This window comes from Streptomyces sp. NPDC001492, from assembly GCF_053597275.1.
In genome coordinates, this window is sequence record NZ_JBSFHW010000023.1 from 23,974 (window position 1) to 38,149 (window position 14,176).

General features: G+C 69.5%; 11 protein-coding genes and 1 pseudogene. 7 read left to right on the top strand and 5 right to left on the bottom strand.

All coding sequences use genetic code 11. From position 1 onward, the window contains the following. Positions 1-14: 14 nt before the first annotated feature. Both kdpB and ACWC1K_RS27345 read left to right on the top strand, forming a co-directional pair. Positions 15-2,111, top strand: a complete 2,097-nt coding sequence (kdpB, locus tag ACWC1K_RS27340; protein ID WP_450835070.1) for a potassium-transporting ATPase subunit KdpB — start codon at positions 15-17, stop codon at positions 2,109-2,111. A gap of 24 nt (positions 2,112-2,135) precedes the next feature. Then, the gene (locus ACWC1K_RS27345) at positions 2,136-2,771 is read left to right on the top strand and encodes a potassium-transporting ATPase subunit C (protein WP_450835071.1); all 636 of its coding nucleotides are present in this window, start codon (positions 2,136-2,138) and stop codon (positions 2,769-2,771) included. A 119-nt stretch (positions 2,772-2,890) separates the two neighbouring features. On the opposite strand, the pseudogene ACWC1K_RS27350 reads toward ACWC1K_RS27345, so the two are convergent. After that, positions 2,891-3,124 (bottom strand): annotated as a pseudogene (locus tag ACWC1K_RS27350) (AMP-binding protein); the annotation flags it as partial. A gap of 431 nt (positions 3,125-3,555) precedes the next feature. Between ACWC1K_RS27350 and ACWC1K_RS27355 the strand changes: the two are divergent. From ACWC1K_RS27355 to ACWC1K_RS27370, 4 genes are read left to right on the top strand one after another with little or no spacing between them, the layout of a single operon-like run. After that, the gene (locus tag ACWC1K_RS27355) at positions 3,556-4,851 is read left to right on the top strand and encodes an extracellular solute-binding protein (RefSeq protein ID WP_450835072.1); all 1,296 of its coding nucleotides are present in this window, start codon (positions 3,556-3,558) and stop codon (positions 4,849-4,851) included. 6 nt (positions 4,852-4,857) lie between these two features. Continuing rightward, positions 4,858-5,865 (top strand): carbohydrate ABC transporter permease, encoded by a 1,008-nt coding sequence (locus ACWC1K_RS27360; RefSeq protein WP_450835073.1) that lies wholly within the window; start codon positions 4,858-4,860, stop codon positions 5,863-5,865. Further along, a complete protein-coding gene (locus tag ACWC1K_RS27365; protein WP_450835075.1) occupies positions 5,862-6,683 on the top strand; it encodes a carbohydrate ABC transporter permease in 822 nt (273 codons plus the stop codon). Before ACWC1K_RS27360 ends, ACWC1K_RS27365 begins: the two co-directional genes overlap by 4 nt. A gap of 52 nt (positions 6,684-6,735) precedes the next feature. After that, on the top strand, positions 6,736-7,788 hold the full coding sequence (locus ACWC1K_RS27370) for an endo-1,4-beta-xylanase (RefSeq protein WP_450835077.1): 1,053 nt from the start codon (positions 6,736-6,738) through the stop codon (positions 7,786-7,788). A 53-nt stretch (positions 7,789-7,841) separates the two neighbouring features. Here the strand turns inward: ACWC1K_RS27370 and ACWC1K_RS27375 are convergent, their stop codons facing one another. The 3 genes from ACWC1K_RS27375 to ACWC1K_RS27385 form a co-directional block, all read right to left on the bottom strand. Further along, positions 7,842-8,831 carry a LacI family DNA-binding transcriptional regulator gene (locus tag ACWC1K_RS27375; RefSeq protein ID WP_450835380.1) on the bottom strand — a complete coding sequence of 330 codons (990 nt, stop codon included), beginning with the start codon at positions 8,829-8,831 and terminating at the stop codon, positions 7,842-7,844. A 199-nt stretch (positions 8,832-9,030) separates the two neighbouring features. Next, positions 9,031-9,237: a DUF5999 family protein gene (locus tag ACWC1K_RS27380; protein ID WP_115913979.1), complete on the bottom strand. Its 207-nt coding sequence runs from the start codon at positions 9,235-9,237 to the stop codon at positions 9,031-9,033. 392 nt (positions 9,238-9,629) lie between these two features. Continuing rightward, positions 9,630-10,214, bottom strand: a complete 585-nt coding sequence (locus tag ACWC1K_RS27385) for a hypothetical protein (protein WP_450835079.1) — start codon at positions 10,212-10,214, stop codon at positions 9,630-9,632. Positions 10,215-10,766: 552 nt separating this feature from the next. Between ACWC1K_RS27385 and ACWC1K_RS27390 the strand changes: the two genes are divergently transcribed. After that, positions 10,767-12,284 carry a glutamate-cysteine ligase family protein gene (locus ACWC1K_RS27390; protein ID WP_450835081.1) on the top strand — a complete coding sequence of 506 codons (1,518 nt, stop codon included), beginning with the start codon at positions 10,767-10,769 and terminating at the stop codon, positions 12,282-12,284. A 20-nt stretch (positions 12,285-12,304) separates the two neighbouring features. On the opposite strand, the gene ACWC1K_RS27395 is transcribed toward ACWC1K_RS27390, so the two are convergent. After that, a complete protein-coding gene (locus ACWC1K_RS27395; protein WP_450835083.1) occupies positions 12,305-14,068 on the bottom strand; it encodes a substrate-binding and VWA domain-containing protein in 1,764 nt (587 codons plus the stop codon). Positions 14,069-14,176 lie beyond the last annotated feature (108 nt).

Sequence of the window (14,176 nt, forward strand, 5' to 3'; positions counted from 1 at the left end):
CGCAAGAGGACCCGATGTCCACAGCCACCCCGACCCGGGCGCCGCACAGCGACGTACCCACCGGGCACAAGCCCGCCGAAGGACGTGTCGGCGCGGGCCTCTTCGACCCGAAGCAGCTCGTCAGGTCGCTGCCGGACGCCTTCCGCAAACTCGACCCGCGGGTGATGGTCAAGTCCCCCGTGATGTTCGTGGTGTGGATCGGTTCCGTCCTGACCACCGTCTTCTCCTTCAAGGACCCGGGCGACTGGTTCGGCTGGGCGATCAGTGCCTGGCTGTGGTTGACCGTGGTCTTCGCCAATCTGGCGGAGGCGGTTGCCGAAGGCCGTGGCAAGGCGCAGGCGGAGACCCTGCGCAGGACCAAGACCGACACGGTGGCGCGCCGTCTGTCGGACGACGGCGAGGAGCAGGTGCCGGGCACCGACCTGAGGATCGGCGACCTGGTCGTCTGCGAGGCCGGGGACGTCATCCCCGGTGACGGCGATGTCGTCGAGGGCGTCGCCTCGGTCGACGAGTCGGCGATCACCGGTGAGTCGGCGCCGGTCATCCGGGAGTCCGGCGGCGACCGTTCGGCGGTCACCGGCGGTACGAAGGTGCTGTCCGACCGGATCGTCATCAGGATCACGACGAAGCCGGGCGAGACGTTCATCGACCGGATGATCAACCTGGTGGAGGGTGCGGCCCGGCAGAAGACGCCGAACGAGATCGCGCTCAACATCCTGCTGGCCTCGCTGACGATCGTCTTCCTGCTGGCCGTGGCCACGCTGCCGCCCTTCGCGGACTACGCCGGCACGCACCTGACCATGGTCGTGCTGGTCGCCCTGCTGGTCTGTCTGATCCCGACGACGATCGGGGCGCTGCTGTCCGCGATCGGCATCGCGGGCATGGACCGCCTGGTCCAGCGCAACGTACTCGCCATGTCCGGCAGGGCGGTCGAGGCCGCCGGTGATGTGTCGACGCTGCTGCTCGACAAGACCGGCACCATCACCCTCGGCAATCGCCGCGCCGCGGAGTTCGTGCCGGTGTCCGGCACCACGGAGGCCGAGCTCGCGGACGCGGCCCAGCTGTCGTCGCTGGCCGACGAGACGCCCGAGGGCCGCTCCGTCGTCGTACTGGCGAAGGAGGGGTACGGCCTGCGGGAGCGGCACGAGGGTGAGCTGGCCGGTGCCGAGTGGATCGCCTTCACCGCGCAGACCCGGATGTCGGGTGTGGACGTCAACGGACGCAGGATCCGCAAGGGCGCGGCCGGTTCGGTCATCGCCTGGGTGGGGGAGCGGGGCGGCGAAGTCGCGCGGGACGCCGAGGAGGTGACCGACCGGATCTCCGAGGCGGGGGGCACCCCGCTGCTGGTCGCCGTCGAGGACCACAGGGGCGCCCGCGTCCTGGGCGTCATCCACCTCAAGGACGTCGTCAAGGACGGCATGCGGGAGCGGTTCGACGAGCTGCGGCGCATGGGCATCAAGACCGTCATGATCACGGGCGACAACCCGCTGACGGCCAAGGCGATCGCCGAGGAAGCGGGCGTCGACGACTTCCTCGCGGAGGCCACGCCCGAGGACAAGATGGCGCTCATCAGGCGGGAGCAGGCGGGCGGCAAGCTGGTCGCGATGACCGGTGACGGCACGAACGACGCACCCGCGCTGGCCCAGGCGGATGTCGGCGTGGCGATGAACACCGGCACGTCGGCCGCCAAGGAGGCCGGCAACATGGTCGACCTCGACTCCGACCCGACCAAGCTCATCGAGATCGTCGAGATCGGGAAGCAGCTGCTGATCACGCGCGGTGCGCTGACGACGTTCTCCATCGCCAACGACGTCGCGAAGTACTTCGCGATCATCCCGGCGCTGTTCGCGGCCGTCTACCCGGGCCTGGACAAGCTCAACATCATGGGCCTGTCCTCGCCGGACTCCGCGATCCTCTCGGCGGTCGTCTTCAACGCGCTGATCATCATCGCGCTGGTGCCGCTCTCCCTCAAGGGCGTGCAGTACCGGCCGGTCAGCGCAGACAAGATGCTGCGGCGCAACCTGACGATCTACGGCATCGGCGGACTGATCGCCCCGTTCATCGGCATCAAAGCCATCGACCTGCTCATCTCGCTCATCCCCGGGCTGTAACTCTTCTAAGGCGTGGTGAAGGACATGAACAACCCCGTTGTGAACACGGCTCGGTTGCTGGGGGCGGGGCTGCGTGCGTTGCTGGTGTTGACCGTGCTCACAGGCATCATCTACCCGCTGGCCGTCACAGGTGTGGCCCAGGCGCTGTTCACCGACAAGGCGAACGGCTCCGAGATCAAGGCGGACGGCAAGGTCGTCGGCTCCTCCCTCATCGGACAACAGGGCTACAGCCTGGACTACTTCCAGCCGCGCCCCGCCAACGGCCTGGGTGTGAACTCGGTCAACACCCGGTACCGGCTGATCCTTTCCGGCGCGACCAACCGCTCCGGCGACAACCCCGAGCTCATCAAGTGGGTCAAGGAGGCGAAGGCGAAGGTCGTCAAGGACAATTCCGTCCCCGGCTACACCGTCAAGCCCTCGCAAGTGCCCGCCGACGCGGTGACGTCCTCCGGCTCCGGCCTGGATCCGGACATCTCTCCCCAGTACGCCGACCTCCAGGTGCACCGGGTCGCCGAGCGCAACGGCCTGTCCGTCGCCCGGGTCGAGAAGCTCGTCGAGGACCACACCGAGGGCCGCACGCTCGGCTTCATGGGCGAGCCCCGCGTGAACGTCCTGGAGCTCAACCTCGCGCTCAAGTCCCTCGAAGGGGGAAAGCGGTGACTTGGCCGGGCGTGGTGCGGTAGTACTACGCCTCCCCCTCCGAAGCTCTTGCCGATCGCAGTCGATCGCGGATGACGTCAGCACCCTCACCGAGGAGTCGGTGAGGGTGCTGACGTCGCCACGGTGTACGGGGCTCCGCTGCGGGCGAAGGCCGGCATCGCCACCGCCGTGTCCGGGATCATCGGCATGAAGATGGCCACCCGGTCGCCGGTGTGCACGCCGGGGGCCTGCAGGGCGTGCGCCGCCCGGCACACCTCCTGGGTCAGCTCGGCGGAGGTGATCGTACGGGTGTCGCCCGGCTCGCCCTCCCGGTGGAAGGCGACCCGGGCTCCGTGGCCGGCCGCGACATGCCGCGCCGCCGCCGTGGCCCAGAAGCAGACGAACGTCGTCAGTGCGAGGGCGCCGAGACCGAGCTGGCCGGCGACGGCGACGGCGACGGGTTCTGGGTTCGAGGCTGGTGTGCTCACCTACGCTTCCCTCTATGACATGGATCACATGAATGCGTGATCGGTGTGCCCTGTGCGCTGAGCGATCCCGGTTGCTTCGTAAGGATCGCTGAGTTCGCCGAATGTTTCGCACATTTTCGGGTGCCGGGCGCATGAGGGGAGATCGATGCCCCGCCACGCCATGGACGTTGCCCGCAGATTCACCGCGTACAAGGGGTTGCCACCCTTTGGGAGCTGTCTCTAGGGTGCGGCAACAACGCAGCTTTCTGGATCATCTCCGAAACTTTCGGTCCCAGCGGACGGTCGTGGACGCGCCGTCCCTACCCAAGGAGCGCACTATGGGCGACCGGGCACTGTCCCGCCGCGGCTTCCTGGCGGCCTCCGCCGCGGCCGGTCTGGGCATGACGGCACTGAGCGGATGCGGCGGAGACTCGGACGGAGGGTCGTCGGACGGGACGACCACCGTCGAGTGGTGGAACATCTCCACCACCGAGCCCGCGAAAACCGTATGGGCCGGTCTGGCCAAGAAGTTCGAGGCTCAGAACCCCAAGGTGAAGCTGAAGATCGTCCAGCTCGAGAACGACGCCTACAAGGCGAAGATGACGGCGCTGACCGCCTCCGGCAAGCTCCCCGACATCTTCCACACCTGGGGCGGCGGCGTCCTCAAGCAGCAGATCGACGCGGGGATGGTCGAGGACCTCACCGACCGGACCAAGCCGTGGGCGGGCCAACTGCTGCCGGCCTCGACGAAGGCGTACATCTTCGACGACAAGACGTACGCCATTCCGTTCGACATCGGCATGATCGGCTTCTGGTACAACAAGGCCCTGTTCAAGCAGGCCGGCATCGCCGCGCCCCCGACCACCTGGAGCGGCTTCCTCGACGCCGTGCGCAAGCTGAAGGCCAGGAACATCACACCGCTCGCCCTCGCCGGCAAGGAGAAGTGGCCCGGCATGTACTACTGGGCCTACCTCTCCATGCGCACCGCAGGCCTCGACGCCCTCCAGAAGGCCAGCGACGACAAGGACTTCACCGGCGCTGGATTCGTCGAGGCCGGACAGCACCTCAAGGACCTCGTCCAACTCCAGCCGTTCCAGAAGGGATTCCTCGGCGCCGCCTACTCCACACCCAGCGGACAGGCCGCGACCGTCGGCAACGGCAAGGCGGCCATGGAGCTCATGGGGCAGTGGGCCCCGCAGGTGGAGGCGGACCAGGGCAAGGGCCTCGGCGCGAACCTCGGCTTCTTCCCGTTCCCGGCGGTCGAGGGCGGAAAGGGCGCCCTTACCGAGGTGTTCGGCGGAGGCGGCGGGCATGCGCTGCGCAAGGGTGCCCCGCAGGCGGCCGTCGACTTCCTGAAGTTCTTCGCCTCCGAGACCACTGACCGGGAACTCGTCAAGAAGACCGGGGCCATTCCCGTGGTCCCGGGTGCAGAGAGCGCACTCAGCGACCCCAACCTCAAGGCCGTAGAAGCCCAGCTGAAGGCCTCCACCGGCTTCCAGCTCTACCTCGACCAGGCGTACGCACCAGCCGTCGGGCAGGAGATCAACGACAGCGTCGCCGCGCTCATCGCCGGCTCCAAGTCCCCCGAGCAGGTCGCGGAGTCGGTCACGAAGACCGCGAAGGAAGAGCAGTAGCCGCCGATGACCTCCACGTCCTCCACGTTCCTTCCGGACAAGCGGAGCGGCCCGGGCCTCGAACTCCCGCCTCCCGCCGCGGACTTCGCGCGGGGGCGGGCCCGGCGGCGCCTGCTGAACTGGCTCACCGCGGTCGGCTTCCAGGTGCCCGCCCTGGTGCTGTTCATCGGCCTCGTCCTGCTGCCGATGCTGTTCGCGCTGTACGCCGCCTTCTTCCGCTGGGGCGGGTTCGGTATGCCCTCCGACTACGTGGGCACGGACAACTTCACCCGCCTCTTCCAGGACCCCGTCTTCCTGGGCGACCTGTGGCGCTGCCTGGTCCTGATGGCGCTGTCGCTCACGCTGCAGCTGCCGTTCGCGCTCGCCATGGCCGTGGCGCTCAACCAGCGGCTGCGCGGCCGGGCCGTGTACCGGATGCTGTTCTTCGCGCCGTACGTCCTGTCCGAAGCCATCACCGGCGTCCTGTTCAGCATGATCTTCGCCCCGGGCGACGGACTCGCCGACCACGTCCTGGGCGCCGTCGGCCTCGACGGGCTCGGCGGGGAGTGGTTCGCCGATCCGTCCTATGTCATGGCGACCCTGTTCCTGGTCATGACGTGGAAGTACTTCGGCTTCCACATGATGCTCTACCTGGCCGGACTCCAGTCCATCCCGGCCGAGTTGACCGAGGCGGCGCTGATCGACGGCGCCGGGCCCTGGCAGCGGTTCCGCAATGTCACCCTGCCGCTGCTCGCGCCCACCCTGCGCATCAGCGTCTTCCTGTCCGTCATCTGGGGTGTCCAGCTCTTCGACCTGGTGTGGGTGGTCACCCAGGGCGGCCCCGACCACCACTCCGAGACGATGGCCGTGACCATGTTCCAGTACGGCTTCAAGCGCTACCAGGTCGGCTACGCCAGCGCGATCAGCGTGGTCATGTTCGGCATCTGCCTCGTCTTTGCCCTCGCCTACCAGCGGTTCGTGCTCCGCCGCGACCTCGAAGGGGCCACCACGAACATGAGGGGAGACGGCAGATGAAGACCCTGCGCCAACTGCCGCTGCACGTCGTCCTGGTCGCCGTCGGCGCGTTGATGGTCGTACCTCTGCTGTACGCCGTCATGTCCGGCTTCAAGTCGACGGCCGAACTCTCCCGCAACCCCTTCGGGCTGCCCGAGCACTGGCTGACCGGCAACTACACCGACATCCTCGGCTCCGGCAGCTTCTGGAGGCTGCTGGGCAACAGCACCCTGATCGCCGTGGCGACGACCGTGCTCATGGTCACCGTGTCCGCGCTCGCGGCCTTCTCCTTCGCCCGGTTCGCCTTCCGCGGGCGGGAGTTGCTGTTCACCTTCTTCACGATGGGGCTGATGTTCCCCTTCGCGGTGGCCGCGCTGCCGCTGTTCCTGCTGCTGCGCTACCTCGGCCTGCTCGACAACCCGCTGGGCGTGATCCTCCCGCAGGCCGCATACGGACTGCCGGTGACGATCATCATCCTGCGCGGGTTCTTCCGGCAGATCCCCGGTGAGCTGGAGGAGGCGGCCACCCTCGACGGCTGCAGCCCGTTCGGGTTCTTCTGGCGGGTACTCCTGCCCATGGCACGGCCCGCGCTGGGCACGGCCTCGGTGCTCGCCGTGGTCACCAGCTGGAACAACTTCCTCCTGCCACTGCTGGTGTTCACCGACAACACATGGTGGACCCTGCCGATCGGCGTCCAGCAGTTCCAGGGCCAGTACTCGGCGGAGTACGCGCGCGTCTTCGCCTATCTCGTCCTCGCGATGGTTCCCGCCCTCGCCTTCTACTCGGTCGCCGAGCGGCAGCTCGTCGGCGGCCTCACCGCCGGTGCCACCAAGGGATGAGGCGCACCGGCGTCCGTACGGCCCCGCACCCCACACCGTGAGGAGTCGCACCATGCGCAAGACCACCCGTCTCAGACTCGCCGGCGGCCTCGCCGCCGTCCTGGTCGCCGCCGGAATCGCCACCGGCCCCGCGGCGCAGGCGAGCCCGAAGCAGCCGACGCTCGCGGAACTGGCCCAGCGCCACGGCCGCTACTTCGGCAGTGCCACCGACAACCCCGAACTCACCGACACCGCCTATACGGCCCTGCTCGGCAGCGAGTTCGACATGATCACGCCCGGCAACGGCATGAAGTGGTACGCCACCGAGCCCGAGCAAGGCGTCTTCGACTGGACGAACGGCGACCAGATCGTCAACCTGGCCCGCGAGAACCACCAGCGGGTCCGTGCCCACACCCTGGTCTGGCACAGCCAGCTGCCCGACTGGCTCACCGGCCGCTCGTGGTCCGCGGACGAGCTCAGGGCCGTACTGAAGAAGCACATCCAGACCGAGGTACGGCACTACCGCGGCAAGGTCTACTCCTGGGACGTCGTCAACGAGGCCTTCAACGAGGACGGCACCTATCGCGAGACCCTCTGGTACAAGACGCTCGGCCCCGGCTACATCGCCGACGCGCTGCGCTGGGCCCACCAGGCCGATCCGCACGCCAAGCTCTACCTCAACGACTACAACATCGAGGCGGTCGGCCCGAAGAGCGACGCCTACTACCGGCTGGCGAAGGACCTCAAGGCCCGGAAGGTTCCGCTCGACGGCATCGGACTCCAGGCCCATCTGGCCCTCCAGTACGGCTATCCGACGACCCTGGAGGACAACCTGCGCCGCTTCTCGCGGCTCGGCCTCGACACCGCGCTCACCGAGGTCGACGTACGGATGATCCTGCCGGCGACGGACGAGAAGCTGGCGCAGCAGGCCCAGTGGTACCGGGACCTGACCGAGGCATGTCTCGCGGTGCGGCGGTGCGTGGGCATCACGGTGTGGGACTACACCGACAAGTACTCGTGGATCCCGGCGTTCTTCCCCGGTGAAGGTGCTGCGCTCCCGTGGGACGAGCAACTGCGGCCCAAGCCCGCCTACTTCGCGATCAGGGCGGCGCTGGGCGGCAAGTAGAGAACGCCCCGGCGGTGCAGTGGGGAGCACCGCCGGGGTCCGGCACCCCCGGCTCAGGGCGCCGGGGGTGCCGTGCTCGACCGCACCACGAGCTCCGTGCCCAGCTCCACCCGTGGTGAGCCGGGCTGATCGCCGCGGGCCAGGCGCAGCACCGTGCCGACGGCCGGCTTGCCCATCTCGGCCAGGGGCCGGCGCACCGTCGTCAGCGGCGGGGCCGACCAGCGCACCTCCGGAAGGTCGTCGAAGCCGACCAGGCTCATGTCCTGCGGCACCCTGAGGCCGCGCCGGCGCAGTGCCTCGATCGCGCCGAGTGTCATCTGGTCGCCGGCCGCGAACACCGCCGTCGGCGGTTCGGGCAGGTCGAGGAGGGTGTCGCAGCCCGTGAAGCCGGACTCGGGGTGGAAGTCGCCGGGGACGACGAGGCTTTCGTCGACCGAGGGCCCCGCGCCCTCCAGGGCGGCGCGGTGGCCGTCGAAGCGGGCTCTTGAGCACAGCAGCCTGGGCGGGCCGGCGATGAGGCCGATCCTGCGGTGGCCCAGGGACAGCAGGTGCCCGGTGGCCGCCGTGCCGCCCGACCAGTTGGCGGCGCCGATGGTGGGAACCCCGAGGGCGGGGGAGCCCGCCGGGTCGACGACCACCAGCGGGACGCCGAAGGCGCGCAACTCCTCGTGCAGGACCGGTTCCAGCGCCGAGGTGACGAGGATGACGCCGTCGGAGGCGCGGGCCCGCAGATTGCGCATCCACTTGCGGGCGTCGCCCAAGCGGCCGTGGATCGCCGACACCACGGTGCCGACCCCGCAGGCGTGCGCGGCCTCCTCGACGTCCCGGATGATCTCCACCGCCCACGGGCTGTCGAGGTCATGGAAGACCAGGTCGAGCAGGGCTGCGCCGGTCAGGGAGGCGGCGGCGCGCCTGCGGTGGCCGTAGCGCAGCAGCAGGTTCTCGACCCGGGCACGGGTCTGCGGCGAGACGTCCGAGCGGCCGTTGACGACCCGGGACACGGTCGGCACCGAGGCCCCGGCCCGCCGGGCGATCTCCGTGATCGTGACCTTGCCGCGGGGCCCGGACGGTGCCTCGGCCCCTGCCTCGTCCGCGGCCCATTCCCCACCTCCGTCGACGTGACCGGCACATGCGACTACGCGCAGTGATCGCCTCCGCACATGCGTCGGGGCCGGTTCGCAGGGTGTCCTGGCGACCGGCCCCTCAAGTCTCCGGGTGGTGCGGCGCGCCGCCCGGTGCCGCTCAGGCGGCCGTCATCACCTGGCCGGCGCCCAGCGGGCGGTGCGGCGCGATGATCTGGCCGTCGGGCAGGAGCTCACCGGTGTCCTCGAAAAGCAGAACGCCGTTGCACAGCAGGCTCCACCCCTGCTCCGGGTGGTGCGCCACGAGTCGGGCGGATTCCCGGTCGGCGGAGTGGGCTGTCGGACACGGTGGCTGGTGCTGGCACATTGATGGGATCTTTCGCTCTGTCGTGATGTGTGTGATGGCTGTCTTGTCTGTCCCGCGGCTTGAAGCTCCGTTCACGGCCGCCCCCCGTAGTAATCAAGTGGGTCCAGTCCCAGTGTTGCCCCACGGGCGTCAATCCGCAGGGATTTCGCAGCACCGCTTCTCACAGGTTGAGGACGCATCCCGGGCGCGGACGGTTCAATGCAACTGCACTGTCACTTCGGGTGGTTCCAGGTGGCCGGATGGGGCTAGTCCTTCCAGGTCAGACCCCATTTTCGGCTCGTACGAGCAATTAGCTGCTCGTACGAGCGAATTGGCGGGCGGAAAAGCGACGTACCCCGTCCCGGAATTCCGGAACGGGGTACGAAAAGGTGCCTGGCGAGGGGCGCTGGTGGTCAGGCGGGCGAGCCCAGCAGCGGGACCGGAGTCGCCCGATGGGTCAGCACCGGGAGCAGTTCGGCGACGCGGAGCGGGCGGTGCGCGGCGATGCCGGGCGGCGCCGGCGCCAGCGGGACGAGGAGGTCCGTGGCGGCGGGGTGGCCCGTGGCGCCGTCCGCGGTGCAGTCGCCGTGCAGCCACAGTGTGAGCATGTACAGGCTGGGTACCGAGAGGAGGCGCGGCTGGTAGGGATGGCTCATCGTCTCCGCCTGACGCAGGGCGCGCTCGGTGGAGGCGATGTAGGGGCCTTCGAAGAAGTGCGAGAAGGCCCATCCGTCAGGGGTCAGCATGGTGTCGGCGGCCGCCACCGAGCGCTCGCCGCAGCGGATCAGGAAGCGCCACCCGGCCAGCCGGGTGGCGGACACACCCGCGGGGCTGAGTTGGTCCAGTACGTGGACGGGCAGCGGGAGTTCGGGGGTGGCGGGGCCCTGGGAGCGCAGCAAGGAGGGAGTTCGGGCCTCGCGGACCGCGGTGGGGGAACCGAGCGCGGTCAGGACGGTGCGAAGGGCGGGCGCGGGAGCCGGGGGGACATGCAGCGGCATGGTGGGTCGCCTCTCATTCGACAGGCACGGTGGCGCGAGGGCGGGGGCGGACGGCGCTGTCTGCTCACGGGGCCAGAGGGGCGGGGGCCGGGGCCTGGGAACGAGGAGTGTGGCTGAGGCCTGCCGCACGTCACCTCGACGGCAGGTTCCGTGACCGCGGGCGCCGACCCTCTGTCTTGTTCGCGGAGTTTATACGACATGTGTTCAGACCGTGTTTCGTCTAGCCGTTTCCGGTGCACTCGACAAGGGCGTATCCGGTCGGCGATACGCAGGAATCATCCCGATTCCGCTGCCACCTTAAGCCGGTGACCTCGGCACATAGTCGGGGAGCGGTCGGCCAATTCTCGTCGGCGTTTTTCACGAGTTCGTCGTCGGCCCGAAACTGCGCTGTGCCCCATGCCCGGTGAATGTGCCACTGGGCATGCTCATGAGAGTAGCGGGCGACGCCCGGGCGCGGGGACGTTATCGATCGCCGAGGCTGGGCATCATCCCACGTGACCCCGACACCGGGCGGCCGATCTTCGAGTCGCCCACGCGAGGAGGGACGCTTCGATGGGGGAGAAGGTCGTGGCAGGCCGGTTCGACCTGTCCGATCGGCAGCACTACCGCGACAAGCTCCGCAGGTGTCTGACGGGACTGGAGCGGCTCCTGGACGAGAAGCGGTTCGATCGCCCGAAGAACCTCATGGGGTTGGAGATCGAACTGAATCTTGCCGGGAGCGACGGCATGCCGAAAATGCTCAATGCGCAGGTGCTCGAGCGGATCGCAAGCCGTGATTTCCAAACAGAACTCGCCATGTTCAATCTGGAAGTCAACATAGCCCCACATCGATTGGGTGGGCGGGTATTCGACCGGCTCGGCGAGGAACTCACGACCTCGCTGGCATATGCCCACCGAAAAGCGGGGGAACTCGACGCGGGAATCGTGATGATCGGCATTCTGCCGACCCTCGACCGCGACGACCTGGTCTCCTCCAACCTCTCCGACGTCGACCGCTACGCCCTGCTCAACGAGCAGATCGTGGCCGCCCGCGGCGAGGACTTCGTCCTCGACATCGACGGCGTGGAGCGCCTCACCTGCACCTCGAAGTCCATAGCCCCGGAGGCCGCCTGCACCTCAGTGCAGCTGCACCTCCAGGTCACCCCGGGCCGCTTCGCCGACGTCTGGAACGCCGCGCAGGCCGTCGCCGCCGCGCAGATCGCCGTGGGCGCCAACTCCCCCTTCCTGTTCGGCCGCGAGCTGTGGCGCGAGTCCAGGCCCCCGCTGTTCCAGCAGTCCACCGACACCCGGCCGCCGGAGCTGCAGGCGCAGGGCGTGCGCCCGCGCACCTGGTTCGGGGAGCGCTGGATCTCCTCGGCGTACGACCTGTTCGAGGAGAACGTGCGGTTCTTCCCGGCCCTGCTGCCGATCTCGGACGAGGAGGACCCGCTGCGGGTCCTCGACGAAGGCGGCGTCCCCACGCTGGCCGAACTCGTCCTGCACAACGGCACGGTGTACCGCTGGAACCGCCCGGTCTACGGCATCGCCGACGGCGTTCCGCACCTGCGCGTCGAGAACCGCGTCCTGCCCGCCGGGCCCACCGTCACCGACGTCATCGCCAACGCCGCCTTCTACTACGGCCTCGTGCGCGCCCTCGCAGAGGAGTCGCGACCCGTGTGGACCCGGCTGCCCTTCGAGGCGGCCGCCGCGAACTTCGACGCCGCCTGCAAGCACGGCATCGACGCCCGCCTGGAGTGGCCGCGGCGGGGCCGGTACAGCGGCACCGCGCAGGTCGACGCGGTGAGCCTGGTACGCGACGAGCTGCTGCCGCTCGCCGAGGCGGGGCTGGACGCGTGGGGCGTCGAACCCGCCGACCGGGACCTCTACTTGGGCGTCATCGACGAGCGCTGCCGGCGCCGCGTGAACGGTGCGACCTGGCAGGCGGCCACCTTCCATCGGGCACTGGAGACCGGACTGTCGCGGGATGCCGCGCTGGCGGCCACGACTCGCCGGTACAGCGAGCTGATGCGAGCGGGGGAGCCGGTGCACACCTGGCCGGTGGGACTGCCGGAGCCTGTCCCGCTGGGCTAGCCGCCGCGGGCCGCTGCCCCCTAGTCGTCACCCCGTGAACCCGCTGCCACGATCGCCTTCAGCATCACCGACTGGATCTGTGAAGGATTGCTGACCGACTGGCCCGAGCCGCCCGTCGCCTCGGCTATCTCTTCGGCCTCCTGGCGGTCGGCGTCGGGGCCCACGGCGATCATGATGAGCGGTACGGGGCGGGCGGGGTCGGTGAGTTTCTGCAGCCGGGTGACGAGTGCGGAGCGGGAGATGCTGCCGGGGTCCTGGTTGACGCCGTCGGTCAGGACGACCAGCGCGTTGAACTTTCCCTTCGCGTAGGACGAGGTCGCCGCCTTGTAGGCGGCGAGCGTGGTGTCGTAGAGCCCGGTCGCCCCGTGCGGAACCGGCTCGAGGGCGTTGAAGGCCGCCGAGAGGCGGTCGCGCTGGGTTCCGCTGCCCTTCTGGTCGCCCAGGCGCTCGGTCGGCACCAGGACGCGGTAGTCCTTGGCGCCGTCCAGCTTCGTGGAGAACTCCCACAGGCCGATCTCGTCCTCGGACGTGAAGGTGGCGAGGGCCTGGAGCAGGGAGCCCTTGGTGACGTCCATCCGCGACTGCCCGGTCCCCGGCACCGGCTGCGCCATGGACGAGGAGGCGTCCACGACCGTGGTGAGCCGGGCGCTCTGCACGGTGATCGTCCAGGTGCCGAGAGTCTCCTCGAGCGCCGCGTCCGAGGCCGGCTGGGGTGTGGGCTCGGTGTACGGCTGGGGGCTGCTGCCGCCGGCCTCGGCGACCACCGTCTCGGGCGCCTCCTCGTCGGAGGTGCGGAAGCCGTACTTCTGCAACAGCCGCAGCTGCGCCGGCTGCCGCAGGTAGCTGACGAACCGCAGCGCGGCCCGGCTCTCGTCTGTCGTCAGCTCGTCGACCGTCGCGAACGGGTAGTCGAGCCGCGGCGAGCCGTCCTTCGGGTAGAACATGTCCACACTGCCGCCGCTGCCGGCCGAGGAGTTGTACGCGTACGCCGCCTGCTCGGACAGCACCAGCGCCTGGTTCCGCTTCGGGTTGCCCAGCTCGGTGCCCGAGGAGTCGCGGGGCAGGGTGTCGACGACCTGGCTGTCGCTGTCCGAGGTGCGCTGCGACAGCGTCTTCATCATGGCCGCCGCCTGGGTGTCGCCGCCCTTGATCCCGGCGGCGGCCGTGCTGAGCTGTGTGAGCGCGAGCAGCCCGGTGGCGCTGCGCGCGGGATCGGCCGCGCCCAGCCTGAGCGACTTGTCCCGCAGGGCGGCGCCGACCAGGCCGACCCAGCTGTACGTCCGCTTCGGCCAGCCCAGCGACGTGGCGGCCGGGGGCACCATGGCCACACCGATCGGTGTCGAGGCGACCGCGCCCACCGGAGTCACGTCGATGGGGCCGTTGTCCGCCGTGATCCGGTCGATCCACAGCTGGGAGTCCGGCACCCACAGCTGCGCGTCGGGCTTCTTGCCCGCGGCGAGCGCGTCCGCGACCTTGTACGAGTCGCGCGCGGTCACCGCGACGGCGACACAGCGTCCGTCGGAGGTGATGTCGCTGCGCCGGGCCTGCTTGGCCGCGGCCGTGAGGGCAGGGGCGATGTCGGGCGAGGCGGTGAGCTTCAGGCGCACCGGGTCGTCCTGGCAGGAGGAGCCGAACGACAGCAGGCCGCTCTTGACCGCGCCCGCCGTGCCGCCGGCGACGGCGAGGACGAGCACCGTGGCCATCGCCACCGTGCGGCGCCGCGCCCGTGGACGGGGGTCGCTGCCGCCCGCCCCATACTGATCGGGCAAGCTGTGACGTCCCATGACGGTGGTGCCCCTCCCTGTTGAACCTCGTGCCGGACCGCGGCCGTATGGCAGGCAAAAGGGAGATACGCCCCGTACGGCGTCCGTCCCCCCTGACGGCCTGGCGCA

Excerpts from the sequence above, each read along its gene's own strand:
- kdpB (WP_450835070.1), top strand. The coding sequence starts at position 15 with ATGTCCACAGCCACCCCGACCCGGGCGCCGCACAGCGACGTACCCACC.
- ACWC1K_RS27345 (WP_450835071.1), top strand. The coding sequence starts at position 2,136 with ATGAACAACCCCGTTGTGAACACGGCTCGGTTGCTGGGGGCGGGGCTG.
- ACWC1K_RS27355 (WP_450835072.1), top strand. The coding sequence starts at position 3,556 with ATGGGCGACCGGGCACTGTCCCGCCGCGGCTTCCTGGCGGCCTCCGCC.
- ACWC1K_RS27360 (WP_450835073.1), top strand. The coding sequence starts at position 4,858 with ATGACCTCCACGTCCTCCACGTTCCTTCCGGACAAGCGGAGCGGCCCG.
- ACWC1K_RS27365 (WP_450835075.1), top strand. The coding sequence starts at position 5,862 with ATGAAGACCCTGCGCCAACTGCCGCTGCACGTCGTCCTGGTCGCCGTC.
- ACWC1K_RS27370 (WP_450835077.1), top strand. The coding sequence starts at position 6,736 with ATGCGCAAGACCACCCGTCTCAGACTCGCCGGCGGCCTCGCCGCCGTC.
- ACWC1K_RS27380 (WP_115913979.1), bottom strand. The coding sequence starts at position 9,237 with ATGTGCCAGCACCAGCCACCGTGTCCGACAGCCCACTCCGCCGACCGG.
- ACWC1K_RS27385 (WP_450835079.1), bottom strand. The coding sequence starts at position 10,214 with ATGCCGCTGCATGTCCCCCCGGCTCCCGCGCCCGCCCTTCGCACCGTC.
- ACWC1K_RS27390 (WP_450835081.1), top strand. The coding sequence starts at position 10,767 with ATGGGGGAGAAGGTCGTGGCAGGCCGGTTCGACCTGTCCGATCGGCAG.
- ACWC1K_RS27395 (WP_450835083.1), bottom strand. The coding sequence starts at position 14,068 with ATGGGACGTCACAGCTTGCCCGATCAGTATGGGGCGGGCGGCAGCGAC.